Genomic DNA, 14,676 nt, shown 5'->3' on the forward strand with positions numbered 1-14,676 from the left:
GCGGCGGAAGCCACGGTCTCCGGCCGCCGATCCGGTAGGGCGGCGCCTTGTCCAATCGATGGACCGAATCGTGTTTCGTATGGCAAAATATGAACACGAGGCAGGATCCGGAGCACGCAGTGAGATCGAACATCAATGGTATCACATTGACTCGGCATGTGTTTTGGTCCGATTCGGGGAGAGTTCTCGGTCGGGATGGCCGCGATATGACAGTACCGTTCCTGTTTGGATAAAGATAACATGACGTTAGGCGGCAAGTTGGGGATATATGATCAATTATTGGACGATCCCTTTATAAAGTTCCTTAAATCCATAGAAGGGTCGACCGTTCATTTTTTTCCTAAATCAGGAAATGCCGGTGACGGATTTATTTCGAGTATAACTTATCATCTTTTTGAGCATTTCAATATAAAATATATCTCTCATCCGCAGTCGGATACCGTCGAGGATGCACTTGTCCTGATCGGAGGCGGCGGAAACCTGATCGAAGGCCGGTATCATGACGTTTATGACCTGATTCAACGGCATGTCGCACGCAATCGCGTCGTGTTGCTCCCTCACAGTATCGTGGGTTTTTCGTCCATCCTGGAGCAGACATTCGGAAGCCTGACCGTTTTTTGCCGCGATGCTGTGTCGTGGCGGCTGGCCTTGCTGAACGGTGCGAATCCGGAACGCACGCATTTATCGCATGACGTCACCTTCTTCGCGGACGATACGTATTTTTCCCGTTATCTCACGCCGGGCAAGGGAACCCTTCAGGCGCTGCGGACGGACGGGGAAGCGGCCGGAGTCGCGCGCATTTCCGAGAAAAATCAGGATATTTCTCTTTCCTGGAACGGCGATTTGTGGACGTCGCCCGTATTCTGTCACCAGGTGACCGCCAGTTTGGCGGCGTTTCTTTCCCAATTCGAATCAGTATATACGGACCGCCTGCATATTTCGATATTATCGGCTTTTTTGGGAAAGCGTGTTTTTCTGGCCCCGAATGCCTATTTCAAGAATCGGGCGGTCCATGAACATTCGATGGCCGTGCGTTTCCCCAACGTGCAATTTTTCAACACGCTTCCGACCGTCGAGGAGGACGAGGCGCCGGCTGCGGAGAGACCCGAGCTCGCACCCGCCGGATCGGAACTGGACTATGTCGGAACGATAAGCGACCTGCAGAAATCGGTTTCTGAGCTTCAGGACGCCCTTGTACGGTCCAAAGCGGAATATGACGAGAAAACCGGTCTTCTGGAAGGAGAGCTGGCTGATGGAGCATCCGCCCTTTCCGTCGCCACGCAGAACCTGATGCGGACCCAGGAGGAATTGGCGCATTATCGCGAGAGCCTGGCCAGAGAGGTGGCGCTGCGCAGCCAGACCGATCGGCAGATCGAGCTGCAGCGGCATCAGTTCGAAGAAATCCTGGAAGCCAGGGATGCGTTGGAGGCGGACCTGCGCAACGAGCAGCAGCGCGAAGAGAGGCTGCGCGCCGATGAGGCGCGGCTGCGTGCCGATGCGGCCCGCAAGATCGTGGGCCTGGAGGAGAACATCCGTCATCTGCAGCGTGAGATCAGCGTGCTGCGTTCATCGACGTCCTGGCGGGTCACGGCATCGCTCCGGAATGTCGGGGAAATGATTCCCGGGCGCGTTCGTGGCTGGATGCGGGGAAATACGTGATGTCGAGTCCGGAGATCGTCTCAGCCATGCGGCCGGCTGGAGTCAGCGAGCGCATGCCCTATATTTCGCGCGCCCTGGCCGATGTGGCCACGGAGCGGCTGAAGCGGATCGGGTATTTCTCGGCGGCGGATTATCACGATCTTCACCGGGATATAAAAGAGAGCCCCTATCACCACGCGCTTCTGTTCGGAGCTTGGGAGGGCCGGCAGTTATTCAAGGGGCCTGCGATCGCGCGGGCGCTCGTGGCGGCCGAATATCTCGATCCGGCCGTGGAGACGGGCCTGTCCGAGGACGATGCGCGTTACCTTCGCCGCAGGGGCGTGGCCATCTATACCAGTTCCCGCGGGAACATCTTCATGAAGGAAATCGCCGAGGATCTGGGCCGCAATATTGCGGAACTGGAGATACCGGTGCGCTTGCTGGACGAGACCGCCGTTCCCGACAAGACTGCGATCGCGATCTACATGGCCCCGCATGAGTTCTTCTTGATCGGGCAAGGACGGCGCTGGCTGAGCGACGCGAATATCCGCGACGCCTTCATGTACAACACCGAGCAGATTCCCAGTAGCTGGTTTGCATCCGCTTTTCCTGCGCTTCTGATGGCAAAGGGAATTTTCGATATTTCGGCCTCGTCGGCGGCGCTCTTTCAGAATGCGGACATTCCGGCCATGCATTGGGAGCCGGGGCTGGAGGGGGATGTCGCCCCGTTGAGCCGGCAGGATGCGGAGCATCCTCTGGTGAAAGTCCTGCCGCGGAGTGCCAGGAACGTTTCGGTAAAATACAGGACGTGGTTCGAGCGCCCGATCGATATTAATTTCTTCGGTTCGAACAGTCCGAGGCGCGATGACGTTCTCGCCCGATGCAGCGCGCCATTTTCGCGATACGAGACCTGCATCCATTATCGGCACCAGATGCATGGGCCGGTGGGCAGGAAATTCAACGAACGCGCGCTGACCCGAGTGGCGACCCATGTCGCGCGATGCTCGAAAATCAGTCTGAATATCCACAGGGACGAGTTCTGCTATTTCGAGTGGCACAGAATGGTTCGCCAAGGAATGGCGATGGGATCCCTGGTCGTGACCGACCATTGTCTGCCGCATCCCCGTTTCAAGCCCGGTGTGCATTATTTTGAAGAAGATGCGCGCCATATCCCCAATCTGGTCGACTGGATCCTGCGTGACGAAGACGGGCAGAAGACGGCGCTGCGTCTGATCGCCGGCTCTTCTGATCTGATCTTCGATGAAGAGCAACGAAGAAATCGCACCCGAATGGCGCTCAATTTTATCCTGTCCAAGATCAGGAGGGGCGGATGATGTTCAAGCGAACCTGTCCACGCCTGATACCCTTCGACGTCCTGTTTGAAGAGTGCCGGAGTCCGCATACCGAGCTCGACTGCATCACGGTCGCCGTAAGCCTATATAATTACGATAAATTTATCATCGAATGCCTGGAATCCATCCATGAGCAGACTCACCGGAACATCGATCTGATCGTGGTGGACGATTGCTCCACGACATCGGCGCCCGTCGATGTCGTCACAGGGTGGATGAAGGAGCATCACGACCGTTTCCGGCGGACGACTCTCCTGCGTCATCGGCGCAATCAGGGGCTGGCGGAAGCGCGGAATACGGCATTCTTCCATGCGCGCACCGATCCTGTTTTCGTCATGGATGCGGACAATCAGATCTATCCGCGAGCGCTGTCGAAGCTTTATGAATTCGTCCAGTTCCGCGAGTATGACGCGGCATATACGCAGCTCGAGTTTTTCGGTGAAGAGCGGCGCCTGGGCTATGCGGATTTCTGGGACAAGGGGCGTTTCCGTTACGGAAACTACGTCGATGCCATGGCCCTGATTTCCAGGTCGGCATGGGAAGAGGTCGGAGGCTATTCCCATGTCCAGGGCGGGTGGGAGGACTATGAGTTCTGGTGCAAGTTCATCGAAGCGGGCATGAAGGCCGCCTATGTGCCGCAGATCCTTTGCCGCTATCGGGTGCATGGCACCTCGATGCTGCGCACCGATACGGCCGCCAATCATGATCGCATACGTATCGAAATGATCATGCGGCATCCCTGGCTTCAGATATAGAGCGGATCCCATTCAGACGGAATTCGTTTGGACGGGTGAAGATGCTCGATAAAACAATAACTTAAAGCATTTCCACTGAACCGGTGTTCAGTGGAAATGCTTTAAGACGCCGACACGTCTCGGCGTCGGGGTGCGTCGGGCTGTTTCACATGGAAATCTGGTGCCGACACTCGGATTTGAACCGAGGACCTACTGATTACGAATCAGTTGCTCTACCCCTGAGCTATGTCGGCACGACGCGTGCGCTATATCCGACTTGCGGCATGCCCGCAATATGTTGAATGACTATCTCCGTCACGAAATTGAATTATAGTGCGGCATGTGATGAGCGAGACGATCTCTGCCCGGGCTTCCCGTTTTCGCCGTGCGGCCGGCTGGCCGCAGCGGCCGGCGGCCATGCGGCATGTCTGGACGATCGGCGGGCTGGTCGAGTGCCGGGGCTGCGGGATGTTCCAGCGCATGCCCGCGCTGCAGCCGGGCCAACTGGCCGCATGTGCCCGCTGCGGGCAGACGCTGGAATGGCGGCGGCGGACCTCGCCGCTGCAGACGCCCCTGGCCTTCTGCATCAGTTCCTGCGCGCTGTACCTGGCGGCGCTGGCGTCCTCGCTGATGACATTGGACGTCTATGGGCGCGAGCGCACGGTCGACCTGGTGACCGGCCCGATGGAATTGCTGCATGAGGGATGGGGCGAGGCCGGGATCCTGGTCGGGCTGGTGACGGTGATCGCCCCGGCCGTCGTCATCGGCATGATGTTCGCCATCCTGTATGCGGCCAGCCGCCGCGCGCTGCCCGACTGGGCCCCCCATCTGCTGGTATGGTACGAGAAGCTGCGTCCCTGGTCGATGATCGAGGTCTATGTCCTGGGGATCTTCGTCGCCTATACCAAGCTGACCGACCTGGCCCATGTCGATGTGGGGCCCGCCGTCTATCTGATCTCGGCGCTGATGCTGACCATGGCGGCCACCGATTCCACCCTGGATACCGAACTGATCTGGCGCCATCGCCGCGTCGATTCCGTGACCCGGATGGAGGATGGGCGCCGGGTGCATGTGCGCTTCGCCCATATCGACACGATCGCCATGCCGCCGCCCAGCCATCTGGTGGCCTGCCAATCCTGCGGCCTGGTGGGCGAGCTGAACGAACCGGTCAGCAACCTGCGCTGCGTCGGGGTCTGTCCGCGTTGCGACCATCGGGTCTGGCGGCGGGCGCCCGAGACGCTGGCGCGCACCACCGCGTTCCTGATCGCGGCGATCGTCTTCTATGTCCCGGCCAACCTCTATCCCGTCATGACCTTCTTCAAGATCGGCGGGGGCGGCAGCCATACGATCATCGAGGGGGCGATCGAACTGTGGCAGGACGGCATGGTGCCGCTGTCGCTGCTGGTGTTCTTCGCCAGCATCGCGGTGCCGATGCTCAAGATCGTCAGTCTGAGCTGGATGGTGGTCTGCACCTGGCGCGGCTCGTCCTTCGCCCTGGTGCAGCGGACGCGCCTGTTCCACCTGGTTGACATTATCGGCCGCTGGTCGATGATCGACGTGTTCATGGTCTCGATCCTGGTGGCGGTGGTGCGGTTCAATTCATTGGCCAACGTCACGGCGAATGCCGGCATGGTGTCTTTCGCCGCGGTGGTCGTCCTGACCCTGTTCGCGGCATCCAGCTTCGACCCGCGGGTGATGTGGGACGCGGCCGGCCTGAACGGCCCGTCGCCCGACGGCGTGCCGTCCGCCGTCGTGCAGGCGCGTCCCGGCAAGGCCATGGCGGAGGACGGAGCGACAGAGAGCGGAACGATGGAGCCGAAGCAGGCGTGACGGACGACCCCCAAGATTTTCCCGGAGGCCGGCGCCCTGTCCCGCCCCGGGCTTCGGCCCGCAAATACCGTTTTTCGATCGTCTGGCTGGTTCCGGTGGTGGCGCTGGCCATCGCCCTCTATCTGGGCTGGAAGGGGTTCGAGGGGCGCGGGCCGGAAATCACCCTTACCTTCGATACCGGCGACGGGCTGACCGCCGGCCAGACCCAGGTCAAGAACAAGTCCGTGACGCTGGGCACGGTGCAGAATGTGCGCCTGACCCCCGACATGCGCCATGTCGAGGTCCGCGTGCGCATGAGCGCCAATGCCGCGCCGATGCTGACCGACCATGCGCGGTTCTGGGTGGTGCGGCCGCGCCTGAACGGCGCCAGCGTCACCGGGCTGGAGACGCTGCTGTCGGGGGCCTATATCGCGATGGACCCTGGCGAGCCCGGCGGGACCAGCACCACGGACTTCACCGGCCTGGAATCCCCGCCCGGCCTGCGGTCGGACGAGCCGGGCAGCACCTATACGCTGATCACCGGGTCGCTGGGGTCGATCGGTCCGGGCGCGCCGGTCTTCTTCCGCGACGTCGATGTGGGGGAAGTGCTGGGCTATACCATGCCGCCGGGCGGGGTCGGGCCGATCCTGATCCAGCTCTTCATCCGTTCGCCCTATGACAGCTATCTGCGGACCGATACGCGTTTCTGGAACGTCTCGGGCGTGCAGGTCGGGTTCGGGGCCGGAGGGCTGAAGGTCAAGCTGCAATCGATCCAGGCGCTGTTCTCGGGCGGGGTCGCCTTCGGCCTGTCGCCGCAGCGTATCGGGCAATCGGCCCCCGGGGCGCCGCGCGATTCCGTCTTCCGCCTGTACGGCAGCCAGGAAGAGGCCGACAATGCCGGCTATCGCGAGCGGCTGTCGCTGGCGACCTATCTGACCAATTCGGTGTCGGGCCTGGCGGTCGGCGCGCAGGTGACGATGTTCGGCATCCAGGTCGGAACCGTGACCGGCGTGAAGCTGGACCTGGACCAAAAGGCCGGCACCGCCCGGGTGCGCGTCGGCATGGAAATCCAGCCGGAACGCATTCTGGCGGCCGGCGAGATCCACCGTGGCGCCGGGCCTGAACTGGTGCGGGCGCTGGTCGATAACGGGCTGCGGGCTTCGGTCGATACCGCCAGCTTCCTGACCGGCGAGGCGATGATCGACCTGAATTTCGTCAGGAACGCGCCGCCGGCCACCGTCGCGGTCGAGGGCACGGCCCTGGTCATCCCCAGCAAGGCGGGGGGGATGAGCGGCGTCATGGATTCGCTCTCGACCGTCGCGGACAAGATCGCGGCGTTGCCGCTGACGCAGGTGGGCGACAACCTGAACAGCCTGCTGGCCCATTCGGACGCACGGATCAACAGCCCCGAACTCCGCCAGGCGATCGTCGCCCTGCGCGATTCGCTGCGCAGCGTGCAGGGTCTGACCAGCGATGCGCGCAGCGGCATGCATCCGCTGCTGCAGCGCCTGCCGCAGATGAGCGCGCAATTGGATGGCGCGCTGAAGAACGCGAACCTGCTGCTGGCCAGCTATGGCGGCGACACCGATTTCCATCGCGATCTGCAGCAGATGCTGGTGCAACTGGACGAGACCGCGCGCTCGGTGCGGTTTCTGACCGATTTCCTCAATCGCCATCCTTCGGCGCTGATTACGGGACGCTAGTCGATGACGTTGCCTGGCATGTCGCCCGGGTCTTTATCCGGCCCCTTCTCCGGCCGTTCGGCGTCGCGCCGAGGGGTTCTGCAGGCCGGACTCGGCCTGCTGGCCGGCGCGGCGCCGCTGGCGGCCTGTTCGTCCGATCCCGCTTTCTACGCCCTGGCGCCCTGGCCGGGGACGGCCCAGGGGGGCGCGCCGGCGGTGATCGAAATCCGCACCCCCACGGTCGCCCTGTCGCTGGATCGCGACCGGATCGTGCGCAGCGACGAGGCGTACCGGGTGCGCTTGGCCGGCGGCGCGGCCTGGAGCGAGTCGCTGCCGGGCATGATCGCCCATGTCCTGGCCACCGACCTGCAGCAGCGCCTGCCGGGCAGCGCGGTCTTCGCCCAGAACGATGCGGTGGCCACCGTGCCGCAGGCGGTGGTGGAACTGAGCGTTACCCGCTTTGCCGGCGATTCGCGCGGCTTCGCCGTGCTGGCCGGCAGCCTGGGCGTGCACCGGCCGGGGGCGGGAGGTGCCGCCGGCGCGCTGTCGCTGGCCGGGCCGATTTCCGGATCCGGGACCGGGGCCATGGTGGCGGCGCTGAGCGCCCTGCTGGGGCAGGTCGCGGACCAGGCGGCGGCGCAGTTGCGCGCGCTGCCGGCGGCTTGAGCCCGAGCGGGCGGGCCAAACGAAAAAAGGCGCCTCGCGGCGCCTTTTTTCGTGACGGGACACGAAATTTCAGAGCTTCTCGACCTGGCTGTATTCGAGATCGACCGGCGTCGAGCGGCCGAAGATCGAGACGCTGACCTTCAGGCGCGCCTTTTCCTCGTCCACTTCCTCGATCGTGCCGTTGAACGAGGTGAACGGGCCGTCGGACACGCGCACCTGCTCGCCGATCTCGAACGTGACCGAAGGGCGGGGGCGTTCCACGCCTTCCTGCGCCTGCTTCATGATCCGTTCGGCCTCGGCAGCGGGAATCGGCGACGGACGGGTCTTGCTGCCCAGGAAGCCGGTGACCTTGGGCGTGTCCTTGACCAGGTGCCACGCCTCGTCGGTCAGTTCCATGTTGACCAGCACGTAGCCCGGGAAGAATTTCCGCTCGGCGCTGACCTTCTGGCCGCGCCGCACCTCGACCACCTCTTCGGACGGCACGAGGATGTCGCCGAAATGGTCGGACAGGCCCTTCTGCGCCGCCTGTTCCTTGATGTGCTGGGCGATCTTCTTCTCGAAGCCGGAATAGACGTGAACCACGTACCAACGTTTTGCCATGGTCCGTTCCTCAGCCTCCCAGCCCAAAGAGTTCCCGTACGCCCAGGCCGATGATCTGGTCGACGACAAAGAAAAATACCGACGTCATGGCGGCCATCGCCAGGACGGCCCCCGTCGTCACCAGAGTGGCGCGACGCGTGGGCCACGTGACCTTGCCCGCTTCGGCGCGGACTTCTTGCACAAATTTCGCGGGACTGACCGACACGAAACACCCTTCTCGTAACACCACCACACGGCATCCCATCCGACGAAACCGGCGGACAGGGGCCGAAAACCACTCGCTGCATGTCGGGGGCATCGGACCCGGACCGGACGGGTCTGTCCCGACCGGCGCGGATGGCAGGGGTGGAGGGTCTCGAACCCCCAACCTCCGGTTTTGGAGACCGGCGCTCTAGCCAATTGAGCTACACCCCTGCATGCCGCCTTCGGCGTCGACCAACGGATAGCGGAAACACGCTGTCTTGGCCACCCGTGCGAACCCGGCGCAGGTTGCGGAAAAGAGTATGCCCGGCATCCAAAGTCAAGGGGGTGGATGCGATTCCTTGTCGCCTCCCCGGCGCCTCCCCGCCGTCGATGGCCGGGCATGGAGGATTCCGGTCTCCGATAGCGGGTCTGTATCCGGGATGGGCGCGGGGCTTGCCGCCGGGAACGGTTCGGGGCTATGAAGGCGCTGCTGAGCGGGCGTAGCATAGTGGTAATGCAGTAGCCTTCCAAGCTTCTGAGGAGGGTTCGATTCCCTTCGCCCGCTCCAAATTATGTTCCATGGATGTCCGCTAAGTTCCTCAATGGCTTGAGACCGAAGGGCTACCGTCGGGTCAAGTTCCACCGAGGTCCGTGGAAAGCTCCCCAAAGCACCGCGATTTAAGGCCGAGATTGAGGCCATTTTTGCGGTTACGGCGAATGCCGGTTTGTTGGTGGAGAAGATAGAGAGCGCAGGGAAACCATCCGTCCTGATCCGCGCATCGGGACGGAAATGGACGCATGGCACTCTCCGATTTCGCCGTCAGGCAGGCAAAGCCCGCGATGGCCGCGTATTCGCTTGCCGATGGCGATGGGCTGGCCCTCTACGTGCCTTCGGGTGGGGGCAAAATCGTGGCATTTTCGCTACTGCTGGCAGGAAAAGCAGAGCTGCTTATCCCTGCGTCATGGGCGCCGGACTGGGCTGTCTCAGGTGGAACGCATCTTTGGCAAGGACGTGCCGCCTGTTCTGGGCAAGCTGTCGATCTACGATGTCCGTCGTGATCACCTGCGCGATGCGCTTAGCAAGGTCGAACGGCGTGGTGCCCTCGGCGTGGCGAAGAAGATTCGCACCTGGGTTCGGTCAGATGCTCCGAATTCAATGCGCAGCATTATCTCAGAAGCCAACGAACAGAATATCCAGCGCACGCGTGATGGCATCGTGATGGCTATCGATGGAACAGACGGGCTTACGGAGTTCCGAGAACGGAACACTTGCCAAAGCCTGCGTCAGCAGGACGTGCGGCACATCCTCTATCTCGATAATCGGATTCAGCTCGCTGATCGGTGGCGGCGCATCGGAGGCCGGGATCAGGGGAACGACCATCCGGGTTGCCAGTTTGGACAGGAGTTCCGCCTGAACATCGACCACATACCCCGCGCGATGTTTGCCCGGCATGGGATAGACATCGAGACGCGCCATCAGAACGCCCGATAGTCGGCCAGCGGCAGGCCGTGCGTCTCGACATGCTCGTTCCAGGACTGGATCGCGTCACCGTTCTCGGCGAGCCAGTTTTCGCGCCTGCGGGCGGCGAGCGCCGCGACAAGACCCTGCTCGCAGGCCTGCGAGACGTTGAGGCCCAGACTGCGTGCTTCCGTCAGGAGATGCGTGGGCAGGGTGATATTGGTGGCGCGTCTGGCGCCGGGTGTTGCTGACATTGCATGGACTCCTTCCAGCAGCCAATATGCGCATAGAGAATGCGCATTTCAAGGATCTTCCACGCCTTGCTGAATTGGGGCGGCCTCGCCCGGCGGCGGTTCGTTGTCATTGGCAACCTCGCCATCCGGCGTTCGAATTCCTCGCGAACGATTTGCCGTCCCGGCAGGCGGGCCAGGACGAGGATCAGTGCGTCCGTCCGCGCCGTCATGGCTGGAGATGGAGTGGCGGATTCGCTGACGTCCGGCGGTTTGTTATCGTTGGCCGGTGATTGTGGCTCGGCGTTCGATATGCGGCTTTTGTCCGTCATCGTCCTGCCCTTTCCGTCTGGAGAGGACAGCACCATTACGCGCCGGAAAACGCAGCTCAATCAGAAAAAATCAGGCATTTACAATGGATTGTCGGTGTGTGTCGGCACGCTACGTACTGTGGCGTAGTCAGGCGTGCATGTGGCGGTGTCTTCAGCCCGAACGGGGAAAATCACAGGTTGATGATGGACGAAATTGAGAGCTGGTTCAGCGTGTGCTGGTGTTCATTGCCGCCGCTCATGGTTTTTCTTGCTGGCCGACCATTTTTAATACAGATTGTCGCCGGGCTCGCGACGCTGCCCGCCGCCTGCGCTTGGACATATGATCCGGTACGGTGAATGCGTCGTCTCCGTTATATGCTCGTACCTTTCGGACGTGGCGAACGGATGTCGGGAATGCAGGCCCTGACCTCGATCCGTCGTTCGCTACGGACGGAGATACGAATATGCGAACTCCCCACCCTAAAACGATGGCGCGTATCCTGCGTGAAGCATTGGCTGAACATGATTTGAGGATCAGCCATTCTACTGCTTTGGAACTGGTCGCTAAACAGCTTGGCCATGCAGATTGGAATGTGCTGGCTGCGCAAATAGGTCCAGATAGTTCAAATATCCAGCAGGATGCAGAGAGCGCGGCCAGTCATGGCAAAGTGCCGGAGGGCTGGTTTGTCAGCGGTCGCTCAGATTTATTTCGTCATGACTTGTTACCTGATGCCGGTCCAGATCGTAAGCCGGCTCTACTGATTGAAAGCCGCGCTCCGCAAGAGAGGGTGGCTGTCGCGAAGGCAGGCGAGTTTTTGACGGTTATGCAACGCATTTCCGCAGTGCCTTACCGAGGTAAATCAGTCAGTTTCCGCGCGCAAATAAGCTGCGTGAGCGCCATAGGCAACGGCCGAATCTGGATTCATGCGCGTGGTCAGAGCCGAGATGCACTGGCATTCGAGAATCTGGGTTTGAACCGGGGACCTGCTGGTCCGATTACCGGCACGACCGGATGGACGCACCGTACTGTCACGATCGAGGTGCCAGATGAAGCAGTGTATGTAGGATTTGGCATTTTATTTGGTTCGGGTACAGGTGTCTTTCGGGCTGCGAATTTGTCCTTTGGCCTTGCGGAAGGGGATGAACGCCCAAGCCCGCTACCAGATACACCGCGTAATCTTGATCTTGTTTTAGCCGACTGATTTGAGGTGTAAAGGTTGTCTGCTTCCATACGACGAGGGGGCAGACAGCCATTTCGCTTTTGAGGGGCTCAAATTGCGCGAACAGGGCGGCACGGCATCATGGCGGTTCCTTGAGAAGAGAAGACCGTCAGCGCGCGGGGTAGCGGAGCGGGCTGAATCGCGTGTTCGCTCGGCCTACATGCGGTGCAGGGCATGGTCGAGAGGCGCGTCGCATGGGAGTGAGTGCATGGCACCCATCTGCGCCTCCGTCGAGATGCCGATGGTCCGGCGGATCGGGGAAGCGACTCGGACGCGAGACGATTCCTCCGAGATGTTCGTGGGGCCATTCGACAAGGTCTTGAAACGAGGCCAAGTGGAAGGCTATGATGCCTTTGCAACTCAAAAAGTTGCCCGTTGACCAATGGATTAGAGGCGGAATTAAGGTTTCTTCGCCCGCTCCATCCTTTTCCGGCCTCTCATGTCCGATTTCCGTATGTTCCGCCCCGGTGTGACTGCGTCTTCCTGTGAGCGCGGCCCGCGCCCGGGTCTTGTGCTGGCCATATGCTGTCTCAGCCTGCTGCTGGTCATGATGGACGTGACGATCGTCAACGTGGCGCTGCCCGCGATTCGCGGCGCGCTCGGCGGCCGGCTGTCCACCCTGCAATGGGTGGTCGACGCTTATACGCTGGCGGTGGCGAGCCTGCTGGTGCTGGCGGGTTCGACGGCCGATCGAATTGGCCGCCGCCGCATCTTCCTGGCCGGCATCGCCCTGTTCTGCCTGGGCTCGGCCCTGTGCGGCATGGCGCCCGGCGCGACCGCGCTGGTGCTGGCCCGGGCGTTCCAGGGGGTGGGCGGGGCGATGCTGAATCCGGTCGCGCTGTCGATCGTCGCGAATGTCTTCGTCGACCCGGCGGCCCGGGCGCGGGCGATCGGCATCTGGGGCGCGATGTCGGGGGTCGCGCTGGCGCTGGGCCCCGTGGCCGGCGGCGTGCTGACGACCTATGCCGGCTGGCGATCGGTGTTCTGGATCAACCTGCCCATCGGGCTGGCGGCGATGCTGCTGACCCTGCGCTTCATTCCCGAATCGCGCGCGGCGCGGGTGCGCCCCGTCGATGGCCCGGCGCAGTGCCTGGTCGCGCTGAGCCTGGCGGCGCTGACCGCCGGGCTGATCGAGGCGCGCGATTACGGCTGGCATGCCCTGCCGATCCGCCTGGCGCTGGCCCTGTCGGCGGCCGGACTGGCCGCGCTGGTCCTGGTCGAGCGGCGGCGCGCCCTGCCGCTGCTGGATCTGCGCTTCTTCCGCGCGCTGCCCTTCACCGGGGCGATCCTGATCGCGATCTGCGCCTTTGCGATCTTCAGCGGCTTTCTGTTCCTCAACACGCTCTATCTGCAGGATGTGCGGGGATTCAGCGCCCTGCGGGCCGGATTCTGCACCCTGCCCTTCGCGCTGGGGGTGGTGGCCTGCGCGCCGCTGTCGGGGCGGCTGGTGGCGGCGCGGGGCGCGCGGCTGCCGCTGCTGCTGTCGGCGGCGGGGTTGGGGGGTGGGGCGCTGCTGCTGACCGGGCTGGCCGCCGCGACCCCGCTGGGGGTGCTGCTGGCGGCCTATGGGCTGTGCGGATGCGGGTTCGGGCTGTGCAACGCGCCGATCACCAACGCGGCGGTGTCCGGCATGCCGCGCGACCAGGCGGGGCTGGCGGCCAGCCTGGCCTCGACCAGCCGGCAGGTCGGCGCGCTGCTGGGTATCGCCCTGTCGGGGACCATGACCGGCGTGGCGATGCGCGGCGCGGCGGACGGGCGCGCGGCGATGGCGCAATTGCCCCAGGCCAGCCACGGCGTGTGGTGGGGCATGGTCGCGCTGTCGGGCGTGATCGCCGGGCTGGGGCTGCTTTCGACGGGCGCGCGGGCGCTCCGCAGCGCGCAGGCGGTCCGCGCGCTGCTGGAGGTTTCCGTCCCGCCGCCAGTCACAGGACCGACAATACGCCCCCATCGACATATAATGTCTGGCCGTTGACGAAGGACGATGCGTCCGAGGCCAGGAAGACGGCCGCCCCCTGCAGTTCCTCGACCCGGCCCCAGCGGCCGGCCGGGGTGCGCTTCTTCAGCCAGGCATTGAATTCGGGGTCCTCGACCAGCGCGCGGTTCAGCGGCGTTTCGAAATAGCCCGGGCCGATCGCGTTGACCTGCAGCCCGTGCCGGGCCCAGTCGGCGCACATGCCCTTCGTCAGGTTCTTCACCGCCCCCTTGGATGCGGTGTAGGGCGCGATGCCGGGCCGCGCCAGTTCGCATTGCACGCTGCCGATATTGATGATCTTGCCCGCGCCGCGCGGGATCATGTGGCGCGCGACGGCGGTGCCGACGAAGAAGACGCTGTCGAGGTTGGTGCGCATCAGTTCGGCCCAGTCCTCGGGCGGGAAGGCGTCCAGCGGCGCGCGGCGCTGGATGCCGGCATTGTTGACCAGGATGCGGATCGGGCCGTCCGTATCCTCGATCTTGCGCACCCCGGCCTCGACCGCCGCGCGGTCCGTCACGTCGAAGGCGCGGGTCAGGACGGTGCGCGCGCCGCCTTCCGGCGCGGTCTCGCGCAGCGTGGCGGCGGCGTGTTCCAGCCGGTCGGCGTCCCGTCCGTTCAGGATGACATGGGCCCCGGCATCGGCCAGGCCCGCGGCGATCGCCAGGCCGATTCCGCCGCTGGAACCGGTGACCAGCGCCAGGCGTCCGGTCAGGTCGAAGATCGGCAATATCGGCATGGCAGACATTTCCTGTTCATGTTTGGATTCTTATGATGGGATGTCTATCCGGACAGGAACGGCACGGCCTTGTCCATATTGCGG

At 63.0% G+C, this 14,676-nt stretch carries 14 protein-coding genes, 3 tRNA genes and 1 pseudogene; 11 read left to right on the plus strand and 7 right to left on the minus strand.

Annotated features, from left to right (window positions below):
• Positions 1-240 precede the first annotated feature (240 nt).
• From AAC691_RS19000 to AAC691_RS19010, 3 genes are read left to right on the plus strand one after another with little or no spacing between them, the layout of a single operon-like run.
• Positions 241-1,659: a polysaccharide pyruvyl transferase family protein gene (locus tag AAC691_RS19000; RefSeq protein ID WP_342628091.1), complete on the plus strand. Its 1,419-nt coding sequence runs from the start codon at positions 241-243 to the stop codon at positions 1,657-1,659.
• On the plus strand, positions 1,659-2,972 hold the full coding sequence (locus AAC691_RS19005) for a hypothetical protein (RefSeq protein ID WP_342628092.1): 1,314 nt from the start codon (positions 1,659-1,661) through the stop codon (positions 2,970-2,972). Before AAC691_RS19000 ends, AAC691_RS19005 begins: the two co-directional genes overlap by 1 nt.
• The gene (locus AAC691_RS19010) at positions 2,969-3,745 is read left to right on the plus strand and encodes a glycosyltransferase family A protein (RefSeq protein WP_342628093.1); all 777 of its coding nucleotides are present in this window, start codon (positions 2,969-2,971) and stop codon (positions 3,743-3,745) included. The genes AAC691_RS19005 and AAC691_RS19010 overlap by 4 nt, the downstream gene beginning before the upstream one ends.
• 158 nt (positions 3,746-3,903) lie before the next feature.
• Here the strand turns inward: AAC691_RS19010 and AAC691_RS19015 are convergent.
• Positions 3,904-3,978: transfer RNA gene (locus AAC691_RS19015), tRNA-Thr, on the minus strand.
• A 91-nt stretch (positions 3,979-4,069) separates the two neighbouring features.
• On the opposite strand from AAC691_RS19015, the gene AAC691_RS19020 reads away from it, so the two are divergent.
• From AAC691_RS19020 to AAC691_RS19030, 3 genes are read left to right on the plus strand one after another with little or no spacing between them, the layout of a single operon-like run.
• A complete protein-coding gene (locus AAC691_RS19020; RefSeq protein ID WP_176640425.1) occupies positions 4,070-5,554 on the plus strand; it encodes a paraquat-inducible protein A in 1,485 nt (494 codons plus the stop codon).
• The gene (locus AAC691_RS19025; RefSeq protein ID WP_176640426.1) at positions 5,551-7,236 is read left to right on the plus strand and encodes an intermembrane transport protein PqiB; all 1,686 of its coding nucleotides are present in this window, start codon (positions 5,551-5,553) and stop codon (positions 7,234-7,236) included. The genes AAC691_RS19020 and AAC691_RS19025 overlap by 4 nt, the downstream gene beginning before the upstream one ends.
• Positions 7,237-7,239: 3 nt before the next feature.
• The gene (locus tag AAC691_RS19030; protein WP_323990120.1) at positions 7,240-7,881 is read left to right on the plus strand and encodes a PqiC family protein; all 642 of its coding nucleotides are present in this window, start codon (positions 7,240-7,242) and stop codon (positions 7,879-7,881) included.
• Between the two features lie 69 nt (positions 7,882-7,950).
• On the opposite strand, the gene nusG is transcribed toward AAC691_RS19030, so the two are convergent.
• From nusG to AAC691_RS19045, 3 genes are all read right to left on the minus strand, one after another.
• Positions 7,951-8,481: a transcription termination/antitermination protein NusG gene (gene nusG / locus AAC691_RS19035; protein ID WP_176640516.1), complete on the minus strand. Its 531-nt coding sequence runs from the start codon at positions 8,479-8,481 to the stop codon at positions 7,951-7,953.
• A gap of 10 nt (positions 8,482-8,491) precedes the next feature.
• Entirely contained in the window at positions 8,492-8,686 is a 195-nt protein-coding gene (gene secE / locus AAC691_RS19040) for a preprotein translocase subunit SecE (RefSeq protein ID WP_176640517.1), read from the minus strand.
• Between the two features lie 132 nt (positions 8,687-8,818).
• Positions 8,819-8,895, minus strand: a tRNA-Trp gene (locus AAC691_RS19045).
• Positions 8,896-9,158: 263 nt separating this feature from the next.
• Here AAC691_RS19045 and AAC691_RS19050 point away from each other — a divergent pair.
• Both AAC691_RS19050 and AAC691_RS19055 read left to right on the plus strand, forming a co-directional pair.
• A tRNA-Gly gene (locus tag AAC691_RS19050) sits at positions 9,159-9,232 on the plus strand.
• Positions 9,233-9,532: 300 nt separating this feature from the next.
• Positions 9,533-9,742, plus strand: a pseudogene (locus AAC691_RS19055) (hypothetical protein); the annotation flags it as partial.
• 93 nt (positions 9,743-9,835) lie between these two features.
• On the opposite strand, the gene AAC691_RS19060 reads toward AAC691_RS19055, so the two are convergent.
• Together AAC691_RS19060 and AAC691_RS19065 are read right to left on the minus strand one after the other, a co-directional pair.
• On the minus strand, positions 9,836-10,141 hold the full coding sequence (locus tag AAC691_RS19060; protein ID WP_176640519.1) for a CcdB family protein: 306 nt from the start codon (positions 10,139-10,141) through the stop codon (positions 9,836-9,838).
• A complete protein-coding gene (locus AAC691_RS19065; RefSeq protein WP_342628095.1) occupies positions 10,141-10,377 on the minus strand; it encodes a type II toxin-antitoxin system CcdA family antitoxin in 237 nt (78 codons plus the stop codon). The genes AAC691_RS19060 and AAC691_RS19065 overlap by 1 nt, the downstream gene beginning before the upstream one ends.
• 222 nt (positions 10,378-10,599) lie before the next feature.
• Here AAC691_RS19065 and AAC691_RS19070 point away from each other — a divergent pair, with 222 nt between their 5' ends.
• The 3 genes from AAC691_RS19070 to AAC691_RS19080 all read left to right on the plus strand — a co-directional run bounded on the left by AAC691_RS19070 (position 10,600) and on the right by AAC691_RS19080 (position 13,856).
• Positions 10,600-10,812 carry a hypothetical protein gene (locus AAC691_RS19070; protein ID WP_342628096.1) on the plus strand — a complete coding sequence of 71 codons (213 nt, stop codon included), beginning with the start codon at positions 10,600-10,602 and terminating at the stop codon, positions 10,810-10,812.
• A 316-nt stretch (positions 10,813-11,128) separates the two neighbouring features.
• Positions 11,129-11,866: a glyoxalase superfamily protein gene (locus tag AAC691_RS19075; RefSeq protein ID WP_342628097.1), complete on the plus strand. Its 738-nt coding sequence runs from the start codon at positions 11,129-11,131 to the stop codon at positions 11,864-11,866.
• 472 nt (positions 11,867-12,338) lie between these two features.
• Positions 12,339-13,856: an MFS transporter gene (locus AAC691_RS19080; protein ID WP_408906019.1), complete on the plus strand. Its 1,518-nt coding sequence runs from the start codon at positions 12,339-12,341 to the stop codon at positions 13,854-13,856.
• Here the strand turns inward: AAC691_RS19080 and AAC691_RS19085 are convergent.
• A complete protein-coding gene (locus tag AAC691_RS19085) occupies positions 13,807-14,592 on the minus strand; it encodes an SDR family oxidoreductase (protein ID WP_342628099.1) in 786 nt (261 codons plus the stop codon). The two genes, AAC691_RS19080 and AAC691_RS19085, sit on opposite strands and share 50 nt — an antisense overlap.
• Positions 14,593-14,676 lie beyond the last annotated feature (84 nt).

The sequence above is a fragment of the Nguyenibacter vanlangensis genome (assembly GCF_038719015.1).
Classification (GTDB): domain Bacteria; phylum Pseudomonadota; class Alphaproteobacteria; order Acetobacterales; family Acetobacteraceae; genus Gluconacetobacter; species Gluconacetobacter vanlangensis.

Bases quoted from the DNA above. Each gene is read 5' to 3' on its own strand.
- AAC691_RS19000 (WP_342628091.1), top strand. From the start codon at position 241: ATGACGTTAGGCGGCAAGTTGGGGATATATGATCAATTATTGGACGAT.
- AAC691_RS19005 (WP_342628092.1), top strand. From the start codon at position 1,659: ATGTCGAGTCCGGAGATCGTCTCAGCCATGCGGCCGGCTGGAGTCAGC.
- AAC691_RS19010 (WP_342628093.1), top strand. From the start codon at position 2,969: ATGATGTTCAAGCGAACCTGTCCACGCCTGATACCCTTCGACGTCCTG.
- AAC691_RS19020 (WP_176640425.1), top strand. From the start codon at position 4,070: ATGAGCGAGACGATCTCTGCCCGGGCTTCCCGTTTTCGCCGTGCGGCC.
- AAC691_RS19030 (WP_323990120.1), top strand. From the start codon at position 7,240: ATGACGTTGCCTGGCATGTCGCCCGGGTCTTTATCCGGCCCCTTCTCC.
- nusG (WP_176640516.1), bottom strand. From the start codon at position 8,481: ATGGCAAAACGTTGGTACGTGGTTCACGTCTATTCCGGCTTCGAGAAG.
- AAC691_RS19060 (WP_176640519.1), bottom strand. From the start codon at position 10,141: ATGGCGCGTCTCGATGTCTATCCCATGCCGGGCAAACATCGCGCGGGG.
- AAC691_RS19065 (WP_342628095.1), bottom strand. From the start codon at position 10,377: ATGTCAGCAACACCCGGCGCCAGACGCGCCACCAATATCACCCTGCCC.
- AAC691_RS19075 (WP_342628097.1), top strand. From the start codon at position 11,129: ATGCGAACTCCCCACCCTAAAACGATGGCGCGTATCCTGCGTGAAGCA.
- AAC691_RS19080 (WP_408906019.1), top strand. From the start codon at position 12,339: ATGTTCCGCCCCGGTGTGACTGCGTCTTCCTGTGAGCGCGGCCCGCGC.
- AAC691_RS19085 (WP_342628099.1), bottom strand. From the start codon at position 14,592: ATGCCGATATTGCCGATCTTCGACCTGACCGGACGCCTGGCGCTGGTC.